Origin of the sequence: Ensifer sp. 4252 (genome assembly GCF_050434565.1) — a bacterium.
Taxonomy (GTDB): Bacteria; Pseudomonadota; Alphaproteobacteria; order Rhizobiales; family Rhizobiaceae; genus Ensifer.
On record NZ_JBNDIU010000001.1, the window covers coordinates 1,223,693 to 1,247,582 of the forward strand.

At 62.2% G+C, this 23,890-nt stretch carries 24 protein-coding genes and 1 pseudogene; 12 read left to right on the forward strand and 13 right to left on the reverse strand.

The annotated features are described in order from the left end of the window. Positions 1–12 precede the first annotated feature (12 nt). From ABIE33_RS05940 to ABIE33_RS05950, 3 genes are all read right to left on the reverse strand, one after another. Positions 13–99, reverse strand: a complete 87-nt coding sequence (locus tag ABIE33_RS05940; protein WP_429123122.1) for a potassium-transporting ATPase subunit F — start codon at positions 97–99, stop codon at positions 13–15. Between the two features lie 331 nt (positions 100–430). After that, the gene (locus tag ABIE33_RS05945; protein ID WP_429123125.1) at positions 431–1,591 is read right to left on the reverse strand and encodes an AI-2E family transporter; all 1,161 of its coding nucleotides are present in this window, start codon (positions 1,589–1,591) and stop codon (positions 431–433) included. A 280-nt stretch (positions 1,592–1,871) separates the two neighbouring features. Next, entirely contained in the window at positions 1,872–3,095 is a 1,224-nt protein-coding gene (locus ABIE33_RS05950) for an MFS transporter (protein ID WP_429122543.1), read from the reverse strand. Between the two features lie 341 nt (positions 3,096–3,436). On the opposite strand from ABIE33_RS05950, the gene ABIE33_RS05955 reads away from it, so the two are divergent. Beyond that, complete coding sequence (locus ABIE33_RS05955) at positions 3,437–5,137, forward strand: long-chain fatty acid--CoA ligase (RefSeq protein ID WP_429122545.1); 1,701 nt, start codon at positions 3,437–3,439, stop codon at positions 5,135–5,137. 128 nt (positions 5,138–5,265) lie between these two features. Beyond that, positions 5,266–6,891, forward strand: a complete 1,626-nt coding sequence (pgi, locus tag ABIE33_RS05960; protein ID WP_429122548.1) for a glucose-6-phosphate isomerase — start codon at positions 5,266–5,268, stop codon at positions 6,889–6,891. 39 nt (positions 6,892–6,930) lie between these two features. Here the strand turns inward: pgi and ABIE33_RS05965 are convergent, their stop codons facing one another. Next, on the reverse strand, positions 6,931–7,524 hold the full coding sequence (locus ABIE33_RS05965) for a hypothetical protein (RefSeq protein ID WP_429122550.1): 594 nt from the start codon (positions 7,522–7,524) through the stop codon (positions 6,931–6,933). An 81-nt stretch (positions 7,525–7,605) separates the two neighbouring features. On the opposite strand from ABIE33_RS05965, the gene ABIE33_RS05970 reads away from it, so the two are divergent. Together ABIE33_RS05970 and ABIE33_RS05975 are read left to right on the forward strand one after the other, a co-directional pair. After that, a complete protein-coding gene (locus tag ABIE33_RS05970; protein ID WP_429122552.1) occupies positions 7,606–8,160 on the forward strand; it encodes a DUF2975 domain-containing protein in 555 nt (184 codons plus the stop codon). Between the two features lie 107 nt (positions 8,161–8,267). After that, positions 8,268–8,486 carry a helix-turn-helix domain-containing protein gene (locus ABIE33_RS05975; RefSeq protein ID WP_429122555.1) on the forward strand — a complete coding sequence of 73 codons (219 nt, stop codon included), beginning with the start codon at positions 8,268–8,270 and terminating at the stop codon, positions 8,484–8,486. An 18-nt stretch (positions 8,487–8,504) separates the two neighbouring features. Here the strand turns inward: ABIE33_RS05975 and ABIE33_RS05980 are convergent, their stop codons facing one another. The 7 genes from ABIE33_RS05980 to ABIE33_RS06010 all read right to left on the reverse strand — a co-directional run bounded on the left by ABIE33_RS05980 (position 8,505) and on the right by ABIE33_RS06010 (position 15,119). Next, positions 8,505–9,431, reverse strand: a complete 927-nt coding sequence (locus ABIE33_RS05980) for a carbohydrate kinase family protein (RefSeq protein ID WP_429123128.1) — start codon at positions 9,429–9,431, stop codon at positions 8,505–8,507. Positions 9,432–9,502: 71 nt separating this feature from the next. Further along, positions 9,503–10,201, reverse strand: a complete 699-nt coding sequence (locus ABIE33_RS05985) for an orotate phosphoribosyltransferase (RefSeq protein ID WP_429122558.1) — start codon at positions 10,199–10,201, stop codon at positions 9,503–9,505. A gap of 26 nt (positions 10,202–10,227) precedes the next feature. Beyond that, a complete protein-coding gene (gene pyrC / locus ABIE33_RS05990) occupies positions 10,228–11,265 on the reverse strand; it encodes a dihydroorotase (RefSeq protein ID WP_429122560.1) in 1,038 nt (345 codons plus the stop codon). 142 nt (positions 11,266–11,407) lie between these two features. Further along, positions 11,408–12,028, reverse strand: coding sequence for a nucleoside triphosphate hydrolase (locus tag ABIE33_RS05995; RefSeq protein ID WP_429122562.1), 621 nt, complete (start codon positions 12,026–12,028; stop codon positions 11,408–11,410). After that, positions 12,025–12,807, reverse strand: coding sequence for an ATP-binding cassette domain-containing protein (locus ABIE33_RS06000; protein WP_429122565.1), 783 nt, complete (start codon positions 12,805–12,807; stop codon positions 12,025–12,027). The genes ABIE33_RS05995 and ABIE33_RS06000 overlap by 4 nt, the downstream gene beginning before the upstream one ends. Beyond that, positions 12,807–13,892 carry an ABC transporter permease gene (locus tag ABIE33_RS06005; RefSeq protein ID WP_429122567.1) on the reverse strand — a complete coding sequence of 362 codons (1,086 nt, stop codon included), beginning with the start codon at positions 13,890–13,892 and terminating at the stop codon, positions 12,807–12,809. Before ABIE33_RS06005 ends, ABIE33_RS06000 begins: the two co-directional genes overlap by 1 nt. A 201-nt stretch (positions 13,893–14,093) precedes the next feature. Continuing rightward, a complete protein-coding gene (locus ABIE33_RS06010) occupies positions 14,094–15,119 on the reverse strand; it encodes a sugar ABC transporter substrate-binding protein (protein WP_429122570.1) in 1,026 nt (341 codons plus the stop codon). Positions 15,120–15,402: 283 nt separating this feature from the next. On the opposite strand from ABIE33_RS06010, the gene ABIE33_RS06015 reads away from it, so the two are divergent. Then, a complete protein-coding gene (locus ABIE33_RS06015) occupies positions 15,403–16,635 on the forward strand; it encodes an ROK family transcriptional regulator (RefSeq protein WP_429122572.1) in 1,233 nt (410 codons plus the stop codon). Continuing rightward, entirely contained in the window at positions 16,635–17,063 is a 429-nt protein-coding gene (locus ABIE33_RS06020; RefSeq protein WP_429122575.1) for an RbsD/FucU family protein, read from the forward strand. Before ABIE33_RS06015 ends, ABIE33_RS06020 begins: the two co-directional genes overlap by 1 nt. A gap of 73 nt (positions 17,064–17,136) precedes the next feature. Here the strand turns inward: ABIE33_RS06020 and ABIE33_RS06025 are convergent, their stop codons facing one another. Continuing rightward, positions 17,137–17,559, reverse strand: coding sequence for a DoxX family protein (locus ABIE33_RS06025; RefSeq protein WP_429122577.1), 423 nt, complete (start codon positions 17,557–17,559; stop codon positions 17,137–17,139). Between the two features lie 265 nt (positions 17,560–17,824). Between ABIE33_RS06025 and ABIE33_RS06030 the strand changes: the two genes are divergently transcribed. After that, the gene (locus ABIE33_RS06030) at positions 17,825–18,529 is read left to right on the forward strand and encodes a Crp/Fnr family transcriptional regulator (protein WP_429122579.1); all 705 of its coding nucleotides are present in this window, start codon (positions 17,825–17,827) and stop codon (positions 18,527–18,529) included. Between the two features lie 5 nt (positions 18,530–18,534). Then, entirely contained in the window at positions 18,535–20,409 is a 1,875-nt protein-coding gene (locus tag ABIE33_RS06035) for a CHASE2 domain-containing protein (RefSeq protein ID WP_429122581.1), read from the forward strand. 72 nt (positions 20,410–20,481) lie between these two features. On the opposite strand, the gene ABIE33_RS06040 is transcribed toward ABIE33_RS06035, so the two are convergent. Next, positions 20,482–21,099 carry a FecR family protein gene (locus ABIE33_RS06040; RefSeq protein ID WP_429123129.1) on the reverse strand — a complete coding sequence of 206 codons (618 nt, stop codon included), beginning with the start codon at positions 21,097–21,099 and terminating at the stop codon, positions 20,482–20,484. Between the two features lie 222 nt (positions 21,100–21,321). Between ABIE33_RS06040 and ABIE33_RS06045 the strand changes: the two are divergent. From ABIE33_RS06045 to ABIE33_RS06060, 4 genes and pseudogenes are all read left to right on the forward strand, one after another. Beyond that, a pseudogene (locus ABIE33_RS06045) lies at positions 21,322–21,867 on the forward strand (sel1 repeat family protein); the annotation flags it as partial. Next, positions 21,844–22,182 carry a tetratricopeptide repeat protein gene (locus tag ABIE33_RS06050; RefSeq protein WP_429123132.1) on the forward strand — a complete coding sequence of 113 codons (339 nt, stop codon included), beginning with the start codon at positions 21,844–21,846 and terminating at the stop codon, positions 22,180–22,182. The pseudogene ABIE33_RS06045 and the gene ABIE33_RS06050, both read left to right, overlap by 24 nt. Before the next feature lie 130 nt (positions 22,183–22,312). Further along, the gene (gene spdA / locus ABIE33_RS06055; RefSeq protein ID WP_429122584.1) at positions 22,313–23,119 is read left to right on the forward strand and encodes a 2', 3'cyclic nucleotide phosphodiesterase SpdA; all 807 of its coding nucleotides are present in this window, start codon (positions 22,313–22,315) and stop codon (positions 23,117–23,119) included. A gap of 311 nt (positions 23,120–23,430) precedes the next feature. Further along, positions 23,431–23,745 (forward strand): YkgJ family cysteine cluster protein, encoded by a 315-nt coding sequence (locus tag ABIE33_RS06060; protein ID WP_429122586.1) that lies wholly within the window; start codon positions 23,431–23,433, stop codon positions 23,743–23,745. Positions 23,746–23,890 lie beyond the last annotated feature (145 nt).

Here is a 23,890-nt window from a genome sequence, read left to right on the forward strand (position 1 = left end):
TTCAACCCGGGATCAGAACCGTTCCGGTCGAACGAGCGTCACGATGAGGTAGACCGTCAGTGCGGCGGCTATAGTGAGACCGAGCAAGGCTTCGAACATCGACGCCTCCTAGAGCCGGCTGAGCGTGCGCGCGTAGAGCGCAAACACGACAAGGCCGCCGATGCCGGCGGCTAGAAAAAGTAGATCGGACATGTGCATACTCCGGGACTGGTTATTGCCGGATGATGCACCTTGAGCGGGTCAATTATCGATTGGGATGGTTTCGCGGGCGCATAAGGAAAAGATAAGGACACTGGCGCCGCCCAACGGCCGCTGACGCATTGGCGGCGTCAGCGCGTTTCCGGTTTAGACGGAGCCGCAGAACACTCTATCTCCTTGATTCCACGCATTTCCTGACGGAAACCCGCTTCGCACTTTTCCTGGAGATGCCTCAGCCCTTGATGATCGGACTTACCGTCGGCGCCGCTTCGCTGGTCACTTCGCGCATCCACTCGCGCCAGATGGCGACCAGCAGTGCCATCAGCACCGGGCCGACAAAGAGGCCGAGAAAGCCCATGGTCTTCACGCCGCCGACGAGGCCGAAGAAGGTCGGCAGGAAGGGCAGCTTGATCGGTCCGCCGACGAGGCGCGGGCGCAACGTCTTGTCGACGATGAAGAGTTCGGTCGTGCCCCAGGCAAACAGCGCAATGCCGTGAACCGGCGAGCCGCTGGCGACGAGATAGACGGAAACCAGCGTGAAGCAGAGCGGCGCACCGCCGGGGATCAGCGCCATCAGGCCGGTGATGATGCCGAGCGTGACCGGGGACGGAACGCCGGCCAGCCAATAGGCGACGCCGAGCACGATGCCCTCGCCAATGGCGATGATGCCCATGCCGGTCACCGTCGAGCTGATCGTCAGCGGCACCACGCGCGACAGCCGTTCCCAGCGCATCGGGAAGATGCGCTCGCCGAGATGGTCGAGCTGCTTGGAGAAGGAGTGTCCGTCGCGATAGACGAAGAACAGCGTGATCAGCATGAAGAGCAGCGTCAGGAAGGCATGAAACGCCGACGCGCCGATAACCAGCACGCCGCGATAGATATTGCCGATGTTGGAGCCGCTGACGAGCTGGACCAGTTCGCCGAGCGCGCCGGGATGACCGACATATTTGACCCATTGTTCGCCGAGCCAGGCGCCGGCAACCGGGATCGTCGTCAGCCAGACGGGCACGCCCGCGCCGTTGGCATTGGTTTCAACCGCCCACACCAGCCAGTCGCGCACTTCGTCGACGGCATAGACGGCAGCAACCGAGATCGGCACGACGATGAAGGCGACGACGCAGATGATGGCAATGGTCGCCGCTAATGTGCGATTGCCGTCGACGGCCGCCAGCAGGCGGCGATAGATCGGCCAGCTGGCAAACCCGATGACGACGGCGGCCAGAACCGGGACGAGGAAGCCGTGGAAGAAATAGACGCCGGCCAGAAGCACGAAGACGAGCATCCAGCGCGCAGCGGTGATCGGACCAACCAGAGCCGAGCGCGACGCCGCCGCATGCCCGAAGAGCCGCGGCTCTGCGGGAAGGTTTTCTCGTTCGCGATTGCCCAGCTGCACCAACATTCCTCCGTCTCCAGACGACTTTACAACAAACCCGAGGCCTTGCCAGCCTGTACAGCGCGCGCGTCTCCTACAAAGACGCGCAAAGGTCGCCGTACCACGATCTGATGCATGATTTTGCGCTTAAATCGACCCCGATCTAAGGACAAAATCATGCGGTAGCGCCCCAATGACCCCGGTTTACGGTAGTTTCGGGGCCATAGCCGACGCTAGCGGCGGGACATGACAGAAAAATTTAGCGGCGCGCAAGCTCTCGGGCTTTATTTGATGGCAGGAGTCATTCTGCCGCACGCGTCGCGGCCTGCCTTGTCGTCTCGGCGCGATCGATGAAAACCGAGGCGAGAAAGATGCCGAAGCCAGCAACACCCATGACGGCGCCGACAAGGCCGGTCGAGGTCCAGCCATAGCCTGATGCAATAGACCAGCCGCCAAGCCAGGCGCCAAGCGCATTGGCGAGGTTGAAGGCGGAATGGCTGAGCGCTGCAGCAAGCGTCTGTGCCTCGCCCGACACGTCCATCAGCCGGGTCTGCACACCCGGCACGACGGCGAAGCCGCCGCCGATGAACAACACGTTGACGATAGCGATCCACGGATTGCCCATGGTGAAATAGAACAGCACATAGGCGAAGATGTTAAAGGCAAGCGCGATGCCGATCGCCGGCAGCAGCGCCCAGTCGGCAAGACGCGAACCGACAATGTTGCCAAGGATCATGCCGGCGCCGAACACCGACAACATGATCGGCACATTGGCACCGGAAACGCCTGCGACTTCGGTCAATGCCGGGGCGATGTAGCTGAACACGGCGAACATGCCGCCGCAGCCAATGGCACAGATGCCGAGCATCAGCCAAACCTGCAGCTTGCCCAGGGCGCCAAGCTCGCGCAGCGGCGTCGCCTGTGGATTGCCCTTGTCGCGCGGCACGTAGGACCAGGTGAGCGCAATGGTCAGAAGGCTGATGCCGCCGACAATGGCGAAGGCCGAACGCCAGCCGAGCGCCTGACCGAACCAGGCAACGAGCGGCGTTCCAAACAGGGTCGCGATCGTCAGGCCCATCATCACCCGCCCGACGGCACGCGCCCGCTGGTTGGGTGCGGCCAGCCCTGCAGCCACCAGCGCCGCCACGCCGAAATAGGCGCCGTGCGGAAGACCGGCAAAGAAGCGCGCAGCAACCAGCGTGTAGAAATCCGGCGCGATGGCGCTTGCGAAATTGCCGATCGCAAACAGCAGCATCAGCACCAGAAGCACACGAAAGCGGGAAAACCGTGCGGCAAGCACGGCGATCAACGGTGCGCCGACGACAACGCCGAGTGCATAGGCGCTGATCACGGCGCCGGCCTTCGGCACCGAAACACCGACGTCGTCGGCCACCTGCGGCAGCAGCCCCATGATGGCGAATTCGCCCGTACCGATCCCGAATCCGCCAACGGCAAGCGCAACCTCGGCAACAGAGATGCGGCTTCGGCGCGGATCGACGGCAGAAGAATAGGCTTCGTCACACATGAGCAATGACCTGTGTCGTTCGGCCTCGAACAGCGGAACAAATCTGTGGGTGCTGGCAGCGGATAGCGGACGGTATCCGATGTAGATATGCTGCAACGCAATACAGGCTTTGAGCCCGACTGGCAAAGGGTTTGCGGCACTCATCATACTTTTTCACGTGCGAACAAGCCGGGTCGGTTAACCGTTACCTGAGTTGACGTTTACGTCAAAGTTATATAATCCCGAATCTCGGCTTGAAGAGGTGTCGCAAAAGCATCATCTTCATCGGCAAGAGAAGACCGGGAGGGTACTTCTTTGGCCGCAAGCAAGGCCAGCCTGTGGCGACCAGAGGGAGAGAGGTCATGGCGGAACTCAACACGCAACCAACAGGCACCAGCCCAGAGAAGATCTGGCTGAAGTCCTATCCGCCGGGCATTGCCGCCGAGATCGGCCCGCTGCCCTACAAATCGATCGGCGACTTCTTCGACCATGCCGTCGCGCGTTATTCGCGCCGCTTCGCGTTTACCTGCATGGGCAAATCGCTGACCTTCTCCGAACTCAATGCCGAATCCGCCAAGATCGGCGCCTGGCTGCAGGCACACGGGCTGTCGAAGGGCGACCGCGTCGCGGTGATGATGCCGAACATCCTGCAGAATCCTGTCATCGTCTACGGCATCCTCAGGGCAGGTTTCACGGTGGTGAACGTCAACCCGCTCTACACGCCGCGTGAACTCGAGCACCAGTTCGTCGACTCGGGTGCCAAGGCGATCTTCGTGCTTGAGAACTTCGCCCATACGGTCCAGCAGGTTGCGGCCAAGACCAGCATCAAGCACGTGGTGGTCGCGACGATGGGCGACATGCTCGGCTTCAAGGGCGTAATCGTCAATCTGGTCGTGCGCCGGGTGAAGAAGCTCGTGCCCGCCTGGTCGATCCCCGGCCATCATTCCTTCAAGTCGGTGCTTGCCCAAGGCGGTCGCCTGAAGCTGACCAAGCCCAACGTCGCGCCTAGTGACGTCGCTTTCCTGCAATATACCGGCGGCACCACAGGCGTTTCCAAGGGGGCGACGCTCACCCATTCCAACCTCTTGTCGAACATGGCGCAGATGGAAATCTGGTTCGACACGGCGTTCCGTTCGCGTCCGCGCCCCGACAATCTCGTCTTCATGTGCGCGCTGCCGCTCTATCATATCTTCGCGCTGACGGTGAACTCGCTGATGGGCCTTGCCACCGGCGGCAACAACATCCTGATCCCCAACCCGCGCGATATTCCCGGCTTCGTCAAGGAGCTCGGCAAGTACAAGACCAACATCTTCCCGGGCCTCAACACGCTGTTCAACGCGCTGATGAACAACGCCGAATTCCAGAAGCTCGACTTCTCGTCGCTGATGCTCACCTTCGGCGGCGGCATGGCCATCCAAAGACCGGTGGCCGAACGCTGGCAGAAGATGACGGGGTGCCCGATCGCCGAAGGCTACGGCCTTTCCGAGACGTCGCCGGTCGCCACCGCCAACCTTCTCGATTCGACCGAGTTCACCGGCACGATCGGCTTTCCGATCCCCTCGACCGACGTTGAGATCCGCGACGACCAGGGCAACACCCTGGCGATCGGCGAAGTCGGCGAAATCTGCATTCGCGGGCCGCAGGTGATGGCCGGTTACTGGCAGCGGCCGGACGAGACCGCCAAGGCGATTTCGCCTGATGGTTTCTTCCGCTCCGGCGATATCGGCTTCATAAACCCCGCGGGCCTCGTCAAGATCGTCGACCGCAAGAAAGACATGATCCTGGTTTCAGGCTTCAACGTCTTCCCGAACGAGATCGAGGAAGTGGCGATGACCCATCCCGGTATTCTCGAATGCGCAGCGATCGGCGTTCCGGACGAACATTCGGGCGAAGCGGTCAAGCTGTTCGTCGTGCGCAAGGATGCGACTCTCACCGAAGAGGACGTCAAGCGGCATTGCGCGGCCAATCTCACCAACTACAAGCGGCCGCGCTTCGTCGAATTCCGCACGGAGTTGCCGAAAACCAATGTCGGCAAGATCCTGAGGAAGGATCTACGGGGGTAAATTACTCCGAAATTTTAAACGATTTAAAAAACCCTGAAAACCGCCATTTCGGCGGTTTTGCGGGCTTGATTTGAGCGGCTTAAAGCGAATAGCTACGCAGGCGAATGTCCGACACAAGGAGCCCCGCGATGAAAGCGCTTGTCGATCAACTCAAAGCAACCGCCGCGCAGACCAATGCGACCGATATCCGCGCCGCCTTCGCGAGCGATGCAGAGCGCTTCTCGCGCTTCAGCACCTCGCTCGACGATCTGCTGCTCGATTATTCGAAATGCGCGGTGAACGAGCAGGTGCTCGACGGTCTCGAGGCGCTGGCGAAAGCAGCCAAGGTCGAAGAGAAGCGCGACGCGATGTTCCGCGGCGACATCATCAACATCACCGAAGAACGGGCCGTGCTGCACACGGCGCTGCGCAACCGCGGCAATCGCCCTGTGATGGTCGATGGCAAGGATGTGATGCCCGACGTCAACGGCGTGCTCGAAACCATGGGCGCCTTTGCCGATGGCATCCGCTCGGGCGCGCTCAAGGGTGCGACCGGCGAGAAGATCACCGATGTGGTCAATATCGGCATCGGCGGCTCGGATCTCGGCCCGGTGATGGCAACGCTGGCACTTGCACCGTTCCACGACGGCCCGCGCCTGCATTTCGTCTCCAACATCGATGGCGCGCATATCGCCGATACGCTGAAGCTCGTCGATCCGGAAACGACCCTCTTCATCGTCGCCTCCAAGACCTTCACCACCATCGAGACGATGACCAACGCGGCGACCGCCCGCGCCTTCATCGCCGGCAAGCTCGGTGAAGCCGCCGTCGGTCATCACTTCGCCGCCGTCTCAACCGCGCTCGACAAGGTCGCGGCTTTCGGCATCGACCAGGCGCGCGTGTTCGGCTTCTGGGATTGGGTCGGCGGCCGCTACTCCATCTGGTCGGCGATCGGCCTGCCGCTGATGATCGCCATCGGCAAGGAGAACTTCGGCCGCTTCCTCGATGGCGGCCATGCCATCGACGAGCATTTCCGCACCGCGCCCGTCCGCCAGAACCTGCCGATGCTGCTCGGCCTCCTCGGTTTCTACAACCGCAACGTTCTCGGCTACCCCTCGCGCGCAATCCTGCCCTATGACCAGCGCCTGTCGCGCTTTCCCGCCTACCTGCAACAGCTCGACATGGAATCGAACGGCAAGGCCGTGACGCTCGACAGCAAGCCGGTCGAGTATTCGACCGGTCCGGTCGTCTGGGGCGAGCCGGGCACCAATGGCCAGCACGCCTTCTACCAGCTGATCCATCAGGGCACGGACGTCATCCCGGCCGAGTTCATGATCGCTGCCAACGGCCACGAGAAGAACCTGCGCCACCAGCACGAACTGCTGATTGCCAATTGCCTTGCCCAGTCTGAAGCCCTGATGAAGGGGCGCACGCTTGCCGAGGCGAAGGCGCAGCTGACCTCCAAGGGCATGGCGGACGCCAAGGCCGACAAAATCGCACCGCACCGTGTCTTTGCCGGCAACCGCCCGTCGCTGACACTGGTCTACGACCAGCTCGACCCCTTCGCGCTCGGCCGGCTGATCGCCCTCTACGAGCACCGCGTCTTCGTCGAAGGCGCGCTCTTCAACATCAACTCCTTCGACCAGTGGGGCGTCGAGCTCGGCAAGGAGCTGGCAACGGGTCTGCTGCCAGTGGTCGAAGGCAAGGAAAGTGCGGCAGGTCACGATTCGTCGACATCAGGCCTTGTGGCCGTGCTGCTCAAGGCTGCCCGCTAGAAAGCCAAGGCCAGGGGCGCGAACGTCGCCCCCGGCCACTCACGCCGCGCAGGCCGGCAGCGCCTTGACGCCGGACTGGCGGAGCGTGTCCATCAGATCCAGTCCTGAAAGGATCTGGAAGTAGCTTTCGTCGGAACGGGTACGGATCCAGGCATCGACCGTGATCTTCTGGTCGGCGGGGAATTGACCGGTCCAGCAGCCGCCGGAAAAACCGACCGCGAGGCTGCCGCGCCCCTTTGCTTCGATACCCTTGGTCACCGCAATCTTCTCCTGCATATCGCGCAGGCGCTCGGCATCAGCGGGCGTCAATGTCAGGACATAGAGTGTCTGCCCGTTCCGCATCCGCTCAGTCAGGGCCGGCGCTCCGGCATTGCCGGACTGGATCTGAAGCGCGAAATGGCGGGTGTCGAGGGGAGTGCCATCCGCCTTCCACGAAATCCCGAGCATCGCATCGCCGCGCCGCAGCGACAGCCCTTCCGGCACCAAAAGCGCAACACGCAGCTCTGCCGGATCGGACGTGAGCGGATCGACGCTCGAGAGCTTTTCAAGCGAACCGACATTGAGCGCCGCGCAGGCGGCGAGCACATTGAGCGACAGGAAAAGGCATGGGTTCATCAAAATACGGAAAGACATAAACGCACCAAAATCACAATTGACGCGAAATAATTATTGTTTTACAACAAAAAAACAAGTGAGCCGATAAGGAATTTTCCAATGAGCGAATCCCCCGAGCGGCTACGCAAGCTGAGCCGCATCATGAAGCACATGGTCGTCTTGTGTGGTGCAGTGTTCTGCGCAGCCGTCGTCTATATGCATTGGCAGATTTTCTTCGACCGGGCCGGCTTCGAGCAGGGCATCCGCGATGTCGTGTTCCCGAAACTTGGGACGATTACGCTCTCCTATCGCGCAATCTCGACCGTGATATTTCTCACCGCCTTGAACAATGCGCTTGTCATCGCGGGGCTGGCTTTCGCCTGGCAGCTCTTTGATGGGTTCGAGCGCAGGGAAATTCTCTCCAGCCGCAATGGCGTCCTTTTGAAGCGGATCGGGATCATCGCAATCGTCGGCTCGCTCAGCCTCGTGATCAGCAACGCGATCGGCGTGATGGCCGTCACCTATGACAATCCCAGCGCGACCGGACACTCCGTTCTCATCGATATCAATGGAGGAACGGTGATCGTTCTGTTAATGGCCGGACTGCTTCTTGTGCTTGGCCACGTCATGGTCATCGCATCGGGGATCGACGCCGAGAACCGGAGCTTCGTCTAGAGACGTTTCCATCTCAGGCAGAGTCATGGAAACGCTCTTTCTCTTTAATTTCTGAGCATTTCCTGACGGAAAACCGCTTCGCACTTTTCCTGGAAAGGCTTTAGGCGATGCCCATCATAGTCAATCTCGACGTCATGCTGGCAAAAAGGAAGGTCCGCTCCCGCGACCTTGCAGAGCAGGTCGGCATCACCGAGCAGAACATATCCCTTTTAAAATCCGGCAAGGTGAAAGGCGTGCGCTTCGACACGCTGGAGAAGATCTGCGCCGTTCTCGACTGCCAGCCGGGCGACATTCTCGAATATCGTCCGGTGGAGGAGGAAGGTTGAGTTATGGGCGGGCTCTCCTCAGAGCCCGATTTCATGCTTCCAGGGTGGGTTTGCGCCGGCACGCGAAACGGTGACGGCGGCCGCCTTGGCACCCAGCGCCAGGGCGTCGCCGACGGCGCTCTCCGAGAGGTTTGCGACGGTGTCCTTGGTCAGCAGATCGCTCAGCTTCAGCGACGCCAGCACGCCGGCATCGAAGGTATCGCCGGCGCCGACCGTATCGACGACGGCCACGCGCTCGCCGGTGACGTCCACCTTGTGGCGGGCGGTATAACCCACGGCCCCGTCGGCGCCCTTGGTGATCAGAACAAGCTTCGGCCCACGCTTCAGCCATTCGGCCGCCAGATCGTCGTGGCTGCCGGTCATGCCGAACCAGTCGAGATCCTCGTCGGAGAACTTGATGATGTCCGACATCGCCGCCATGCGGTTCATGCGGGCGAGATGGGCTTCCCGGTCCTTGATGAAGCCGGGCCGGATGTTCGGGTCGAAGGAGATGACGCGCTTCTCGTGTTCGCGGGTCATCAGCGCCTCATAAGTCGAGCCGCAGGGCTCGGGGATCAGGCTGATCGCGCCGAAATGCAGCGCCTCGCAGAAATCGCCGAGCGCCGGCAGATGGTCCTTGGTGATCATGCGCCCTGCCGTATTCTCATCGAAAAAGGCGTAGGTGGCATGGCCATTGACGAGCTTGACGAAGGCAAGCGTCGTATGCAGCGACAGGGTCGCGCACGGGCCGAAGTCGACATTCGCCGCCTTCAGCGTTTCGCGGAGGATATCGCCGAACATGTCATCCGAAAGGCCGGTGAAGAAGCCGGTGGGAATACCGAGCCGACCGAGTGCGATCGCGGTGTTGAAGATCGCCCCGCCGGCATAGGGTGCAAATGCACTCTCGCCCGCGGTCGTGTCCCGCGGCAGCATGTCAATCAGCGCTTCACCACAACATACGATCATCGGCATTTCTCCCCTGAAGACATTTCAATTGATTTCAATGACTTTCGACGAAACCCCAGAACTGCTGGCGCCTACTGGGCGGCAAGCGCGCTGACGCCGCCATTGCGGCCCGACCAGGCCAGCGGGTCGTTGAGGAAGGCCTCGACTTCGCCCAGCGTCTTGTCGTCGAACAGCGCCTGCTGACGGGCGACGGCCAGAACGTTGCGCCACGTGGCGATCCAGTGCAGGTCGACACCCTTCGACTTCATGTCGCCGACAGCTTCCGGGAAGATGTCGTAATAGAAGAGCGCTATGCCATGGTCGACGATGCCGCCTGCAGCGCGGATCGCGTCGATGAACTTGAACATCGAGCCGCCGGCCGTCGTCAGGTCCTCGATCACCAGAACACGGGCGCCCTCCGGCATGTGGCCTTCGATCTGGGCGTTGCGGCCATGGCCCTTCGGCGCCTTGCGCACGTAGATCATCGGCAGGCCCAGGCGCTCGGCCAGCATGGCCGCGAAGGGAATGCCGGCCGTCTCGCCGCCTGCAACGACGTCGAACTGCTCGAAACCGGCCTCACGCAGGATGGATGCCGCCGCAAAATCCATCACCGCCGAGCGGATGCGCGGATAGGAGATCAGCTTGCGGCAGTCGATATAAACAGGGCTCGCCATGCCGGACGACAGCTTATAGGGCTTGTCGGCGCTGAAATGCACGGCCTTGATCTCCCAGAGCATTTTTGCGACCAGCTCGGCCATGACGGCCTTGTCGGTGAACGCGTTGGAAAACATCAAACTCTCCTTCAATTGTCAGGCGATCAGACGACGGCCCAGTGTAGCGGGAACATCGGATCGAAAACGGTGACCGGACCGGCGCCGGTGTCGATCTTCTTGGGATAGCTGACGGCGTCCGCCTGCTTCCTGAGGGTGATCGTCTCTTCGTTGATAGGCAGGCCGTACCAGGCCGGGCCGTTCAGCGACGCGAAGGCTTCGAGCTTGTCGAGCGCGGCTTCCTCTTCGAACACATGGGCAAGGCAGCTCATGGTGTTGATCGAGGTGTAGATGCCGGCGCAGCCGCAGGCGCATTCCTTCAGCGGATCGACATGCGGCGCCGAGTCGGTGCCGAGGAAAAACCGCTTGTCGCCCGAGATCGCCGCTGCGCGTAAAGCCAGGCGGTGGTTTTCGCGCTTGGCAACCGGCAGGCAGTAGTAATGCGGCTTGATACCGCCGACGAGAATGGCGTTGCGGTTGATGATCAGGTGGTGCGTGGTGATCGAGCCGGCGAGATTTGCCTTCGACGCCCTGATGTAGTCGACGCCGTCCTTGGTGGTGACGTGCTCCATCGTGACTTTCAGTTCCGGCAGGCGCTGGCACAAGGGATCAAGCACCGTTTCGATGAACACCGCCTCGCGGTCGAAGATATCGACGTCCGACGTCGTCACTTCGCCGTGGACGCAGAGCTGCAGGCCGATCTTGGCCATGCGCTCCAGCACCGGCATCGCCTTGTCGATGTCGCGAACGCCGCTGTGCGAGTTGGTCGTCGCCCCTGCCGGATAGAGCTTGACCGCCTTGACGAGACCGCTTTTGTGGCCGGCCTCGACATCGTCGGGGTCCGTGCCCTCGGTCAGATAGAGCGTCATCAGCGGCTCGAAGCGGTCGCCGGCCGGAATGGCGGCGACGATCCGCTCGCGATAGGCAGCCGCTTCGGCCGCGGTGACGACCGGCGGCACGAGGTTGGGCATGATGATCGCGCGGGCGAAATGGCGGCTGGTATCGGCGATGACGCCCTTCAGCATGTCGCCGTCGCGCAGGTGAAGGTGCCAATCATCCGGCCGGCGGATAACGAGGTCTTGCATGGTCAGCGTTCTCCTCGCGCCCGATCCGCGCGCGCAGCTTTGCAGCCGGCAGGTGCGGGCGACGGGCGGTAACTCATGTGGTGAAACCGCGTCTCGATATCACCAATGCGCCCGGGAATACAATCCGCAATCCGACCATCGCTCAGAAATCCGCAAGCACGAGGTCGGCAGGCTGCTGATGATCGACAACCCGATGCGCGTTTGGAATGTCGTTGCCTAGCGCCTTTCGGCGGGCTCCTTCCTCGTCATAGCCATGGTCGCGCCAGCGCTTCAGCAGGCGCCGCTCCAACTCCTCAATGCCGGGATTGATGAAGATGGAGAAGTCGAAGGCGCCATCGAGTTTCGACCAGGGCGCTTCGTCGAGCAGCAGGTAATTTCCTTCGACGAGAATGAGGCGGGTGTCGGCCGCCACCACGCGCGCCGAGGCGATCGCCTGTTCGCGCGAGCGATCGAAGACCGGGACCAGCACTTCGCCGTCATTGGCCCTGACGGCGGCGATCGTCGCCAGGAACGACCTGAGGTCAAAGGTCTCCGGCGCGCCCTTTCGGGCAAGCAGGCCCTTCTGCTCGAGCACGGCATTGTCCATGTGGAAGCCGTCCATCGGCAGCACCGCTGCCTTTTCTCCCGCAGCAATCAGCGCTTCGGCAAGCGCATCCGACAGCGTCGATTTTCCGGCGCCGGGCGGACCGGCAATCGCCACGATGAAACGGGCAGCACCTGCCGCCCGTTCCAGAAGCTGGTCAACCAACGGCGCAACTGTCATGCGGCGAGCGCCTCGCGCGGCGGCTCCTTCGCCCCGGTCATGAAGGCGACGGCATCCGACATCGTATGCTCCTTCGGATTGATGACGCAGAGGCGTTTGCCGAGCCTGTGGATGTGGATGCGGTCGGCGACCTCGAACACATGCGGCATGTTGTGCGAGATCAGCACGATCGGCAGGCCGCGCGAACGCACGTCGAGGATCAGCTCCAACACCCGCCGGCTTTCCTTGACGCCAAGGGCTGCCGTCGGCTCGTCCATGATCACCACCTTGGAGCCGAAGGCTGCGGCTCGCGCCACGGCCACACCCTGGCGCTGGCCGCCCGAAAGGGTTTCCACCGCCTGGTTGATGTTCTGGATCGTCATCAGGCCGAGCTCGGACAATTTTGCCCGTGCCCGTTTCTCCATCTCCGCACGGTCGAGCGTGCGGAAGAGCTTGCCCATGATGCCGGGTTTACGGATCTCACGGCCGAGAAACATGTTGTCGGCGATCGAGAGCGCCGGCGACAGCGCCAGGTTCTGGTAGACGGTCTCGATGCCGGCGGTGCGCGCCTCCATCGGCGAGCGGAAGTTGATCTGTTGCCCCTCGAGCCGGATCTCCCCCTCATCGGGCGTGATGGCGCCGGAGATCGCCTTGATCATCGAGGACTTGCCGGCGCCGTTGTCGCCGATGACCGCCAGGATCTCGCCCGGGTAGAGGTCGAAATCGGCATGATCCAGCGCCGTGACCCGGCCATAACGCTTGACCAGGCCGCGCGCGGTGAGAATGGGTTCCTGAGCCATCAGCCTGCTACCTTTCTGATCCACTGGTCGATTGCAACGGCGGTGATGATCAGCACGCCGGTGAGGAAGACTTTCCATTGCGGATCGGCTCCCAGCATGTTGAGGCCCATCGAGACCACGCCGACGATCATCGCGCCGATCAGGGTTCCGAGGATCGATCCACGCCCGCCGAAGAGCGAGATGCCGCCGATCACGGCTGCGGTGATGGCCTGCAGATTGTAGTCAGTGACCGCTGCCGAAGGCGAGATCGAGCCGTTGCGGCCGATCGAAACCCAGGCGGCAAGTGCCGCGATCAGACCGGCGAGCGTATAGGCGCTAAGCAGCACGCGGCTGGTGCGGATACCGGAAAGCTTGGCCGCTTCCGGATCATCACCAACGGCATAGAGATGCCGACCCCAGGCCGTATGATTGAGCGCATACCAGAGGCCAAGGACCAGCACGACCATCATTACCACACCGAGCGTGAAGACCGCGGATCCCACCTTGAAGCTGACGCCGAAGACGTGAAGCATCTTGGTGACGGCGGTCACGTCGGCCTCGCGGATCGTCGCATTGGCCGAGTAGATGAAGTTCGTCGACATGATGACGTACCAGGTGCCGAGCGTCACAATGAACGGCGGAAGCTTGACCCTGGAGACGAGGAAACCGTTGAGGAAGCCGCAGGCACCGCCGACGACGAAGCCGATGAAGATCGCGATCGGTGCTGGAAGGCCGTAGGTCACGGCGCAATTGCCCATGATCACCGCCGAAAGCACCATGATCACGCCGATCGAAAGATCGATGCCGGCTGTCAGGATCACCAGGGTCTGCGCCGCACCCAGGATGCCGACGATGGCGATCTGCTGCAGGATCAGCGTTAGCGTATAGGACGAGAAGAACTTTCCACCGATCGTCAAACCGAAGATCAGGATCGCTGCAACGAGCACGATGAACGGCACGGCCGCCGGCGTCGAATGCAGGAAATGCTGGATCCTCTGGATCGGCGTCTTGTCATGCGTGTCGAACGACGCGACCTGCGTCGAACTGTTGACCAGGACCTTTTCGAATTCCTGGGATGGCTGTGCGGCTGCGTTGGGCTCGCCCATGGACCTTCCTCCGGTGAACCCCACTCCCAAGGGGTTGCGATGCAATCTGGTGCGCAGCCCGCCCACCATGGGGCGGACATCAGCACTCACTCAAGAGGCTGCGCGGTTTCCGTCGCCTTGTCAAAGACATCGGCGCTTACGCGAAGGGCGGCCGGGGCCGCCCTTCCGTTACTGGCTCATGCGATCGAAGAGCGGAGGCGATCAGCCCCAGCACTTCTCCGTGCCGACCTTGACGTCGATCGATTCAACGCCTGCAGCCGGCTTGTCGGTGACGAGCGAAACGCCGGTGTCGAAGAAGTCCTTGCCTTCGGTCGGCTTCGGCTTTTCACCGCTGTCGGCGAACTTCTTGATCGCCTCGATGCCAAGCGCCGCCATCATCAGCGGATACTGCTGCGAGGTGGCACCGATGACGCCTTCGGCGACCGACTTGACGCCGGGGCAACCGCCGTCGACCGATACGATCAGCACGTCCTTTTCCTTGCCAACGGCTTTCAGCGCCTGGTAGGCGCCGACGGCGGCCGGCTCGTTGATGGTATGGATCACGTTGATATCGGGATCCTTCTGCAGAAGGTTTTCCATCGCCTTGCGGCCACCTTCTTCGTTGCCGTTGGTGACGTCGTGGCCGACGATGCGCGGGTCATCCTCGTCGCCGATCTTGGCCGGATCCTTCGGATCAATGCCGAAGCCGATCATGAAGCCCTGGTCACGCAACACGTCGACCGTCGGCTGTGAAGGGATGAGGTCCAGGAAGCCGATCTTTGCGGTCTTCGCATTCTCGCCCATCGTAGCGGCGGCCCATTGGCCGATCAGCTTGCCGGCAAGCAGGTTGTCGGTTGCAAACGTCGCATCGGCGGCGGTTGCCGGATCAAGCGGCGTGTCGAGCGCGATCACGAGCAGACCGGCTTCCTGGGCCTTCTTGACCTGATCGACGATCGCCTTGGTGTCGGAAGCGGCGATCAGGATGCCCTTGGCACCATCGGCGATGCAGGATTCGACCGCAGCCACCTGGCTGTCATGGTCGCCGTCGATCTTGCCGGCATAGGACTTCAGCGTGACGCCGAGTTCCTGGGCCTTGGCGGTAGCGCCTTCCTTCATCTTGACGAAGAAGGGATTGGTATCGGTCTTGGTAATCAGGCAGGCGCTGACATCAGCGGCCTGCGCCGGAGCGGCGAACACGACGCCGAGCGACAGCACGCCGAACGCGGCGGAGAGAACAGTCTTCTTCATGTAATCCTCCCAAGGATGAAAAACGCGCCGGCGGACCGGCCCAGGCCTCGCCACCACAGCATTCTCCTCCGCTGCAGCAGGCGCTTCCGGATCAAAAACAAACACTAAATTTCTGGGGTGTCAATAAATAAATCAAATTGAATTATTATTTCGATGTGGCATTCTTGGGATAACGGCGATCCGGGACCATCCGGGCCGATGCGCAAATTGACAGGTCCGCCCAGAGCGGAAACAACAGACCCGCGCCAAGCGGGCATTTATGCCAACGGGAGGAGACGGTGGCATGTCATTGACAGACGGCCCCGACAGGGGGCCGGTACAACCTGAAGTCATCGACCCGAGCGGCGGGGCGAACCAGACACGCGTGCGCGCCTATAACGAAAGGCTGGTGATGTCGCTGGTTCGTCGTCACGGCGGGCTCTCGAAGGCGGATATCGCCCGGCGCTCCGGCCTTTCGGCGCAGACCGTTTCCGTCATCATGCGCGCGCTTGAAAGCGATGGCCTGCTGGTGCGCGGCCAACCGGTTCGCGGCCGCGTCGGCCAACCCTCGACACCGATGCGGCTCAACCCGGATGCGGTGTTTTCCTTTGGGGTGAAGATCGGGCGACGCAGCGCAGACCTGGTGCTGATGGATTTCGTCGGCAATATCCGCCTGCACCTGCACCAGATCCATGCCTATCCCCTGCCCGGCGAGCTCGTCGACTTCATCATCGGCGGCATCGAGAAACTCGAGAAGCAACTGAGCTCGGAGGAGCGTAAACGCATCGCCGGCATCGGCATCGCCACACCCTTCGAACTGTGGAACTGGGCGGAAGAGGTAGGCGCTCCACGCGAACAGATGGATCGCTGGCGCGAGGTGGATCTGCAGGCGATCGTAGCGCAACGGACCCGCCATCCGGTGTTTCTGCAGAACGACGGAACCAGCGCCTGCGGCGCCGAACTCGCCTTCGGCGTCGGCGCCAGCTATCCCGACTTCGTCTATTTCTACATCGGCTCGTTCATCGGCGGCGGTATCGTCATCAATTCCGCGCTCTTTTCCGGCCGGACCGGCACCGCCGGCGCCGTCGGCCCGCTGCCGGTATCCGGCAAGGACGGCAAGACCATCCAGTTGCTGAAGATCGCCTCGGTGTTCGTGCTCGAAAATCTGCTGCGCGAACGTGGCATCGATCCGAAGCCCTTGTGGTATTCCGCCGACGACTGGATCGATTTCGGCGAACCGCTGACCATCTGGATCGACGACAGCGCAGCGGCCCTTGCCCAGGCCGTCGTCTCCGCCGTCTCGATCGTCGACTTCTCGGCCGTCGTCATCGACGGCGGCTTTCCGCCCTGGGTGCGCGCCCGGCTGCTGACGGCAACGCGCAAGGCTCTCCACGAGCTCGACCTCCAGGGCGTGACAATTCCCGAACTGGTCGAAGGCATGGTCGGCAGCCACGCACGCGCCATCGGCGGCGCGAGCCTGCCATTGTTCTCCCGCTACCTGCTCGACACCAACGTCCTCTTCAAGGAGCTCAGCTGATGCTGAAAGGCATAGACCCGATCCTCAGCCCGGAATTGCTCGCGACGCTTCGAGCCATGGGTCACGGCGACGAGATCGCGCTGGTCGATGGCAACTATCCCGGCCAGGAACATGCCCGCCGACTGGTTCGGCTCGACGGCCACGGGCTGATCCGGGTGCTCGACGCCATTCTCAGCGTTTTGCCTATCGACGATTTCGTGCCTGCGGCGATCTTCCGCGCCACGGCCAGGCACGACCGGGACGCGCTCGATCCGGTTCACCGGGAGATCATCGATTGCTGCGGCAAGCATGAGCCGGCACGAACGGTCGTTCCGCTGCTCGGCCCCGAATTCTACCCGCGGGTGCAGGCCGCCCACACGGTGGTGCAGACCAGCGAGCCGCGGCTTTACGGCAACGTCATCCTGCGCAAGGGCGTTATCTACCCCTGACGGATTTGGCGGGACAAAACGAAAAACCCGCCGGCGGAACCGACGGGCCTTCTCGTTTCATGTCTTTGGTGTTTTAGGCGCGGCGCTCGTCGATCGACAGCGCGCCCGGGCCGAAAGCTGCAAGCACCAGGAAGCCACCGGCGACCGAGATGTTCTTCATCATCATCAGGCCGTTGAAGACAGTCAACAGGCCGTTTGCTTCCGGCGGGAAGGTCGGAATGTTGATTGCGCCGCTGTGGAAGACGAAAGCGGTGACCAGGCAGAAGAGAGCCAGCAGATAGGCCGCGATCTTCGTCTGGAAACCGACGAGAACGGCAAGACCGGCGATCAGCTCGAAGGCGCCGGCGAGGTAGGCAAGTGCAGTTGCTGCCGGCCAGCCGGCATTGGCGATCATTCCGGCGGTGCCGGCTGGATCTGTCAGTTTGCCGAACCCGGCGGTGATGAACATGATAGAAAGAAGAATGCGTCCGATGAGGACGACGACATTCTGAGACATGCGAGGCTCCTGTGGGAAACGAGTGTTGGCAGCAGAAGTATCAGCATTTTCAAATTCATCTAGCCGCACGCCCGGCGACAGATCGTTCACAGCGTAGAGACAACCGGGATTTATCGTCAACCGACATTTGGGTCTCGGCGCTGTCTGTTCAGTCCTTTTCTTCATCAGAAGCGCCGGTTCGGCCCTAAGTGTTCTTTTCTGTTGCAACGAAGGTTCGGCTGGGCGAAATTCAGGCGCGGCAGGGCACGCCGCGCGGGGGCATCTCATGAACGAAATCAACAGGAGCCCGGCCTTCTGGCGCTCATTCGCGATCTTCGAAGGGTTTGACAAGAAGACGATCGAGGATCTCGCCGATATCGCCACCTATCGAAAGTGGCCGGCCGGCACGGTGATCTTCCAGCGCGGCGACGAAGGCAACTATATGATCGTCGTCATATCGGGCCGCATCAAGCTTTCGCTGATCACACCGCAGGGCCGCGAACTGATGCTGCGCCAGCATGAAGCCGGCGCGATCTTCGGCGAGATGGCGGTGCTCGACGGCCAGACGCGGTCGGCAGACGCAACGGCGCAGACCGCGGCCGAAGGCTATGTGATCGGCAAGAAGGCGTTTCTCGACATGGTCACAACCCGGCCTGCGGCGGCCGAGTCCGTCATCCGCTTTCTCTGCGCGCAGCTGCGCGACACCACCGAGCGGCTGGAAACCATCGCGCTTTACGACCTCAATGCCCGCGTTGCCCGCTTCTTCCTGGCCACGCTCCGACAGATCCACGGCAACGAGCTTCCCGAAAGCGCCAATCTGCGACTGACGATGAGCCAGACGGATATCGCCGGCGTTCTCGGCGCCAGCCGCCCCAAGGTCAACCGGGCCATCCTGTGGCTTGAAGAGAGCGGTGCGATCAAGCGGGGAGACGGCATCATCGCCTGCAAGGTAGGCCGGCTGCTGAGCATCGCCGATCCCGAAGAGGATTAGGCGAAATGACCTCACAATCTTGCCGGCACTTTCGTTTCACTCCGCTCGCCGGCGGGATCCTGACAAGCCTGATCGTCGCACTGGCACTCTATTGCTATGCGGAACCCGTGTTCGAAACGCAGCGGGAACTGTTCTTCGACAGCCTGACGCAATGGGTGCCGTCACCGCAGTCGCCCGACATCGTCGTTGTCGACATCGACCGGGCGGCCTACCAATCCCGGCCGAGCGGCGACTGGGACAGGGCGGCAACCGCCGAGCTTCTATCCGGACTGACCGAGGCCGGCGCCAAGGTCGTCGCCGTCGACTTCGTCTTCAGTTCCGATTGTGCGGCAGAGCTACCGGGCAATGCATCGCTTTCGCAAGCGCTCTCGACAGTACCTGTGGTTCTCGGCTTTCTCATTGCCGATACGCTGCAGGAGCGCCCTCGCCCGGTTCCGCCGCTGGCGTTGAGCCGGCCCTTCGCAGCACCCGAACTCTGGTTCCTCGACGGCGCCGAAACCTCCTGTCCCGCTTTCATGGACCATGCCAAAGCGGCTGCCGCATCGTTTCTGGTGGGTGACGAGGATGCCCGTATCCGGCGAGCGCAGGCCTTCGCTATCCTCGGCGAAGAGGCCTATCCGACGCTTGCGATCGAAGCGACGCGACTGATGACCGGCGCTGGCACTCCGATTCTCGGCGGTAATCCGGCCTGGCTGCGTCTCGACCGGCAGGTGATCACGTTCGACGATACCGGCAGCCTGCGCTTCGTCGCGAGCGCGCCTGATACGATCGCCGCCCGGACGATTTCGGCAGCCGATATTCTCGCAAGGAATGCAGGCAAAGACCGGCTTTCGGGCAAACTTGTTTTCATCGGCAGCAGCCTGCCCAATCTCGGCGGCCTCAGGCCCAGCGCCTCCATGCCGCTCGAACCCTCGGTGCAGATCCATGCCGATATCGCCAATGCGATCGCCACCGGCTTCATTCCACGGCGTGACGCGCGGCTTCCCCTCATTGAAGCCCTGTTCTCGCTCGCAGCGGGCATTGCCGCCGCCTATGGCGCGGCAAGGCTCCGGCCGATGACATCGGCAGTGCTCGGCATCATCGCGGTTGCCGTCGTCGTCGCAGCGACCGCCGCGATCTACCGCAGCAGCGGCTGGCTCGTGGATGCAGTAAGCATTTCGGTCGCGCTTGCAGCGGTGCTGGCGGTGACGAGCACGCTGCAGTTCGGCCATATCAGGCGTGCGGAGGCGACGGCACGGGAAAAATTCTCGCAATATCTGCCGCAATCGGTCGTCGCGCGTTACATCGACAATCCCGGTGCGGCCCGGGTTGCGGGCGAGGAACGGGCGGTGACGGCGCTGTTCACCGACATCGAGAGCTTTTCGACTCTTTCGCAAAAACTCGGGCCGCGCGACCTCATCGCCCTGCTCGACATCTACTTCACCGAGGTCAACGGGCTGGTGGCGCAATATGGCGGCATGGTCGACAAGGTGGTCGGCGACGCCGTGCACGCCTTCTTCAACGCGCCGGAGGACCTTGCCGACCACGTCGACAAGGCGATCGAATGCGCCAAGGCGATCCATGCGCTGACGGAAGAAATGCGCAGGCGACCGCCGTTTGCGGCAAGGGATTTCGGGCGCACGCGCATCGGGGTCGAGACCGGTCAGGCGGTCCTTGGCGAGGTCGGCGCCGGCGGCAAGCTCGACTATACTGCCCATGGCGACGCCATCAACCTTGCGGCAAGACTGCAGGAGGCAAACAAGTTTCTGGGCACGGCAATCTGCGTCGGCCCGGCAGCGGCGGCGGAAAGCAAGCAGCGGCTTCGCTCGCTCGGCGAACATGAAATCCGGGGCTTTGCCACCATGGAACTCTTCACGGTCGCCGATCCTGAACAGGTGTAGCGATCCCGCAGAATTCCATAGGTCGGCATCTATGGAGGGAGAGAATTACCCCTCGTGGCGCTGAGGGCGCTATTACAAGCCCACACTGGCATAGGCCTCGCTGATCCGCGCCTGCCCCCAGTTGACCGGTTCGCTCGGCGCCTCACCTCGCTGTCGGAACTCGACGCCCTGCCCCGCGGCGACAATCTGCGTTACGCCGCCCGCCGCGACCGCAACGCTGCCATGCTCGACGAAGACGGCAAACGCGACCCGGCTCGGGCCGCAGAAGAACTTGGTGCCGCGCACGCCGATCATGCCGAAGGCGGTCCTGACAGCAACATCGACCTTCGGCAGCCCCTCGGGGCGGTCGAACACCATTCGGCCTATGCCGAGTTCGAGCGTGCCACCCTGCCCGGCAATGAAACTGTCAACCAGCAGGTCGGTCTCGGCACCCAGCAGGACGCGGGTGTCGGTACCAAGCGCCAGGGTTGCGAAACTTTCAGCCTCAGTGCGCACATGATCATTGTCGAAGATTTGCGCTCCGACAGCCAAAGCGTCTTCCTGTTCAGCCTGCCGACGACGAACGGCGCCGCGGATTTCCGTCGCCTTGCCGATCACCGGGCTCGCCATGGTCGTTGCCACGCCGCCGCCGATGGCAGCCAACAACAGGCCGCCAACGACGACGCGCCTCTTCACCAGCATCTGCCGCACCGGCCCCCGGTCCATCATGGTCCTTCTCCCTGTTCGACTGTTCGAGCCCTCGATCGCCCGACTTTCCTAAAGGATATCCCTGATATCCGGGGAAACAAGCCGAATGCGCGTCGATAACTTGCTTGCCACTTCGCCAGAGCGCCGGCAATCCGGCTGTTACCGCCGGAACAGGCAGTGCGACCCCGTCGGGCTAAGTTGGTTTCACGAGACGGGGAGAGCATCATGGAAAACCAGCGCAAAACAGGCATTCGCATCTTCAACGCATTGCTTCTTGCCATCGTCAGCTTCCTGGCGCTCGCAGCGATCGCGCTTCCTCCCGCCCGTGCGGCAGAGCTTTCGGCCGCCGACATCTGCGACCGCGAGGCGGGCAGCATCTTCGACTTGCAGCGCAACCAGGCTTACCCGGCTGTCGCGACCGAAGACATGAAGATCGGTATCGCGCTTTCGGCCTGCCGCGAGGCTTATAACCAGCATGCCGGCGCCCGCATCGAGTTCCAGCTGGCGCGCGTGCTCGACAAGGCCGGCCAGAAGATCCAGTCGCTGCGCATCCTCAGTGAAGCTGCCGACCATGGCCACGCGCTGGCCATGACCAACTATGCGGTGCTTGTCGGCGAACAGGGCGACATCAAAACCGAATTCGCGCTTAATCAGAAAGCCGCTGCAGCAGGCAATATCCTTGCCGCCTACAATCTCGGCGTCGCCTACCGCGACGGCATGGGCACAGTGGCAAACGGCAAGCTTGCCATCGAATGGTTCGAGCGGGCAACGCTCGCCGGCGATGACGTCGCCGCGTTCAACCTCGCGGTCATCCTGGATGAAGGCAAGCTGGTGCCGGAAGACAACGCCAGGGCCGCCAGGTTCTATCGCCTCGCCGTCGAGCGCGGCAATGTCGACGCCATGGTCAATCTCGGCCTGATGCTGGAAACCGGCGAAGGCGTGACCAGGGATCTGCCCGCCGCACGCGCCGTGTTCCGCAAGGCAGCAGCCGAGGGCGATGCGTATGCGGAGCGCAAATTCGCCGAACTCAGCGGGGCCAACAATTTCGAGACGGCCATGCTCGACAAGATGAGCCGCATCAAATGACCCATTGCGGGACGACCTGAATGGGTCGGCCCGCTTTATGTACAGGCAGATCCCGCCCAAAGATGCAGCTTGACGTGCAGCCGGGTGCACTACAGCTTGGGCGGGAAGACACCCTTTGCCTGGATATGTAATGACGAAACTGATTATCTTTACCGACCTGCATATTGTCCCCGAAGGCACGACGATCATCGGCCTCGATCCCTACCAACGCCTGGCCAACGGCATCGCGCATGTGAACCGCTACCACGCGGACGCCGATCGGGTGATCTTCACCGGCGACCTCGCGCACCATGCTGACCGCGCCTCTTACGAGCGGTTGAAAACGCTGATCGATCAATTGTTACCTCCGGCCGCGATCATGGTCGGCAACCATGACCGGCGCGACGTGTTTCTCGACGTCTTTGCAGACGCGGTGACGGACGACGACGGCTTCGTGCAGCAGGTGATCGACTTTGGCGATTGCCGGGCGATTCTGCTCGACACGCTGTTTGCGCCGCCCTACGACTATCCCAACAGCCATGCCGGCCTATTGTGCCAGAAACGCCTTGCCTGGCTCGATCGTCAATTGGCCGATGCCGGCGAAAAGCCCGTGCTCATCTTCATGCATCATCCGCCGCACGCGACGGGCTTTACCGCCATGGACATGATCCGCCTGGTCAACGAAGTGGAATTCTATGCACTGGTGAAGAAACACGGCAATGTGCGCCACATCTTCGCCGGCCACGTGCATCGCACGATCAGCGGCTCAAGCCGCGGCATCCCCTTCTCCATCTTCAAGAGCCCGGTGCACCAGCAGCCGATGCCGTTCGATGCACCGGATGCCTCGCTCTCGGTCGATGAACCCGCCGCCTACGGCATTGCCCTGGTGACGAAGGATGGTGTTCTCGTTCATACCGAGGATTATGAAATCGCCCGCCGGGACGCCGCCTTCGCCTGATACCAACCTGCACGGATATTGACCCATTGCGCCGGAGCGATTTTGGTTTCCGGCAAGGAGAAAACCGGAGCCGGACCCAAGCGGTCCGGTGAGGATTGTCGACGCTGTCCGGAGGCCAAAAGCGGCCGGCCCTTCGGGTGGGCCGCCTGTCGGCCACCGGCAGCGTCGCAATCCTCGACCGATGCCAAGGCATCGCCCTGCGGTATGCTCCTTGCCGGACGACCGCAGACGATCCCACGCAATGGGCCAATATCCGCGCAGGTTGGTATGAGGGGCATTTCGGCGGCGCGGCCTTCATGCTAGGTTGGCCCATGACCGAAACCACCGTCACCGATGAAAACCTCGACTGTCAGAGCTGCGGCGCCTGCTGCGCCTATTCCTCCGACTGGCCGCGATTCTCGATGGAGACGGACGAGGAACTCGACCTGATACCGGAAGAGTATGTCGCAGCCGACCTCGGCGGCATGCGCTGCGAGGACAACCGTTGCACGGCCCTTGGCGGCAAGCTCGGCGTGCATGTCTCCTGCAAGATCTACGCGGTCAGGCCGATCGTCTGTCGCACCTGCATGCCCGGTGACGACGAGTGTCTGATGGCGCGCGAACGGCACTTCGGGCAGGCCGCTTAAGACTTCGGATCATCCGGCACTCAAGCTTACACTCCGCATCCCCATCGGTTTTGTGGCGCTGCGATAGTGAAACATTCCGAGAATGATGAAATTTGCCGGATGGATGTTCGGCGCAACGACGCGTATTTTCTGCCCACGATATCCA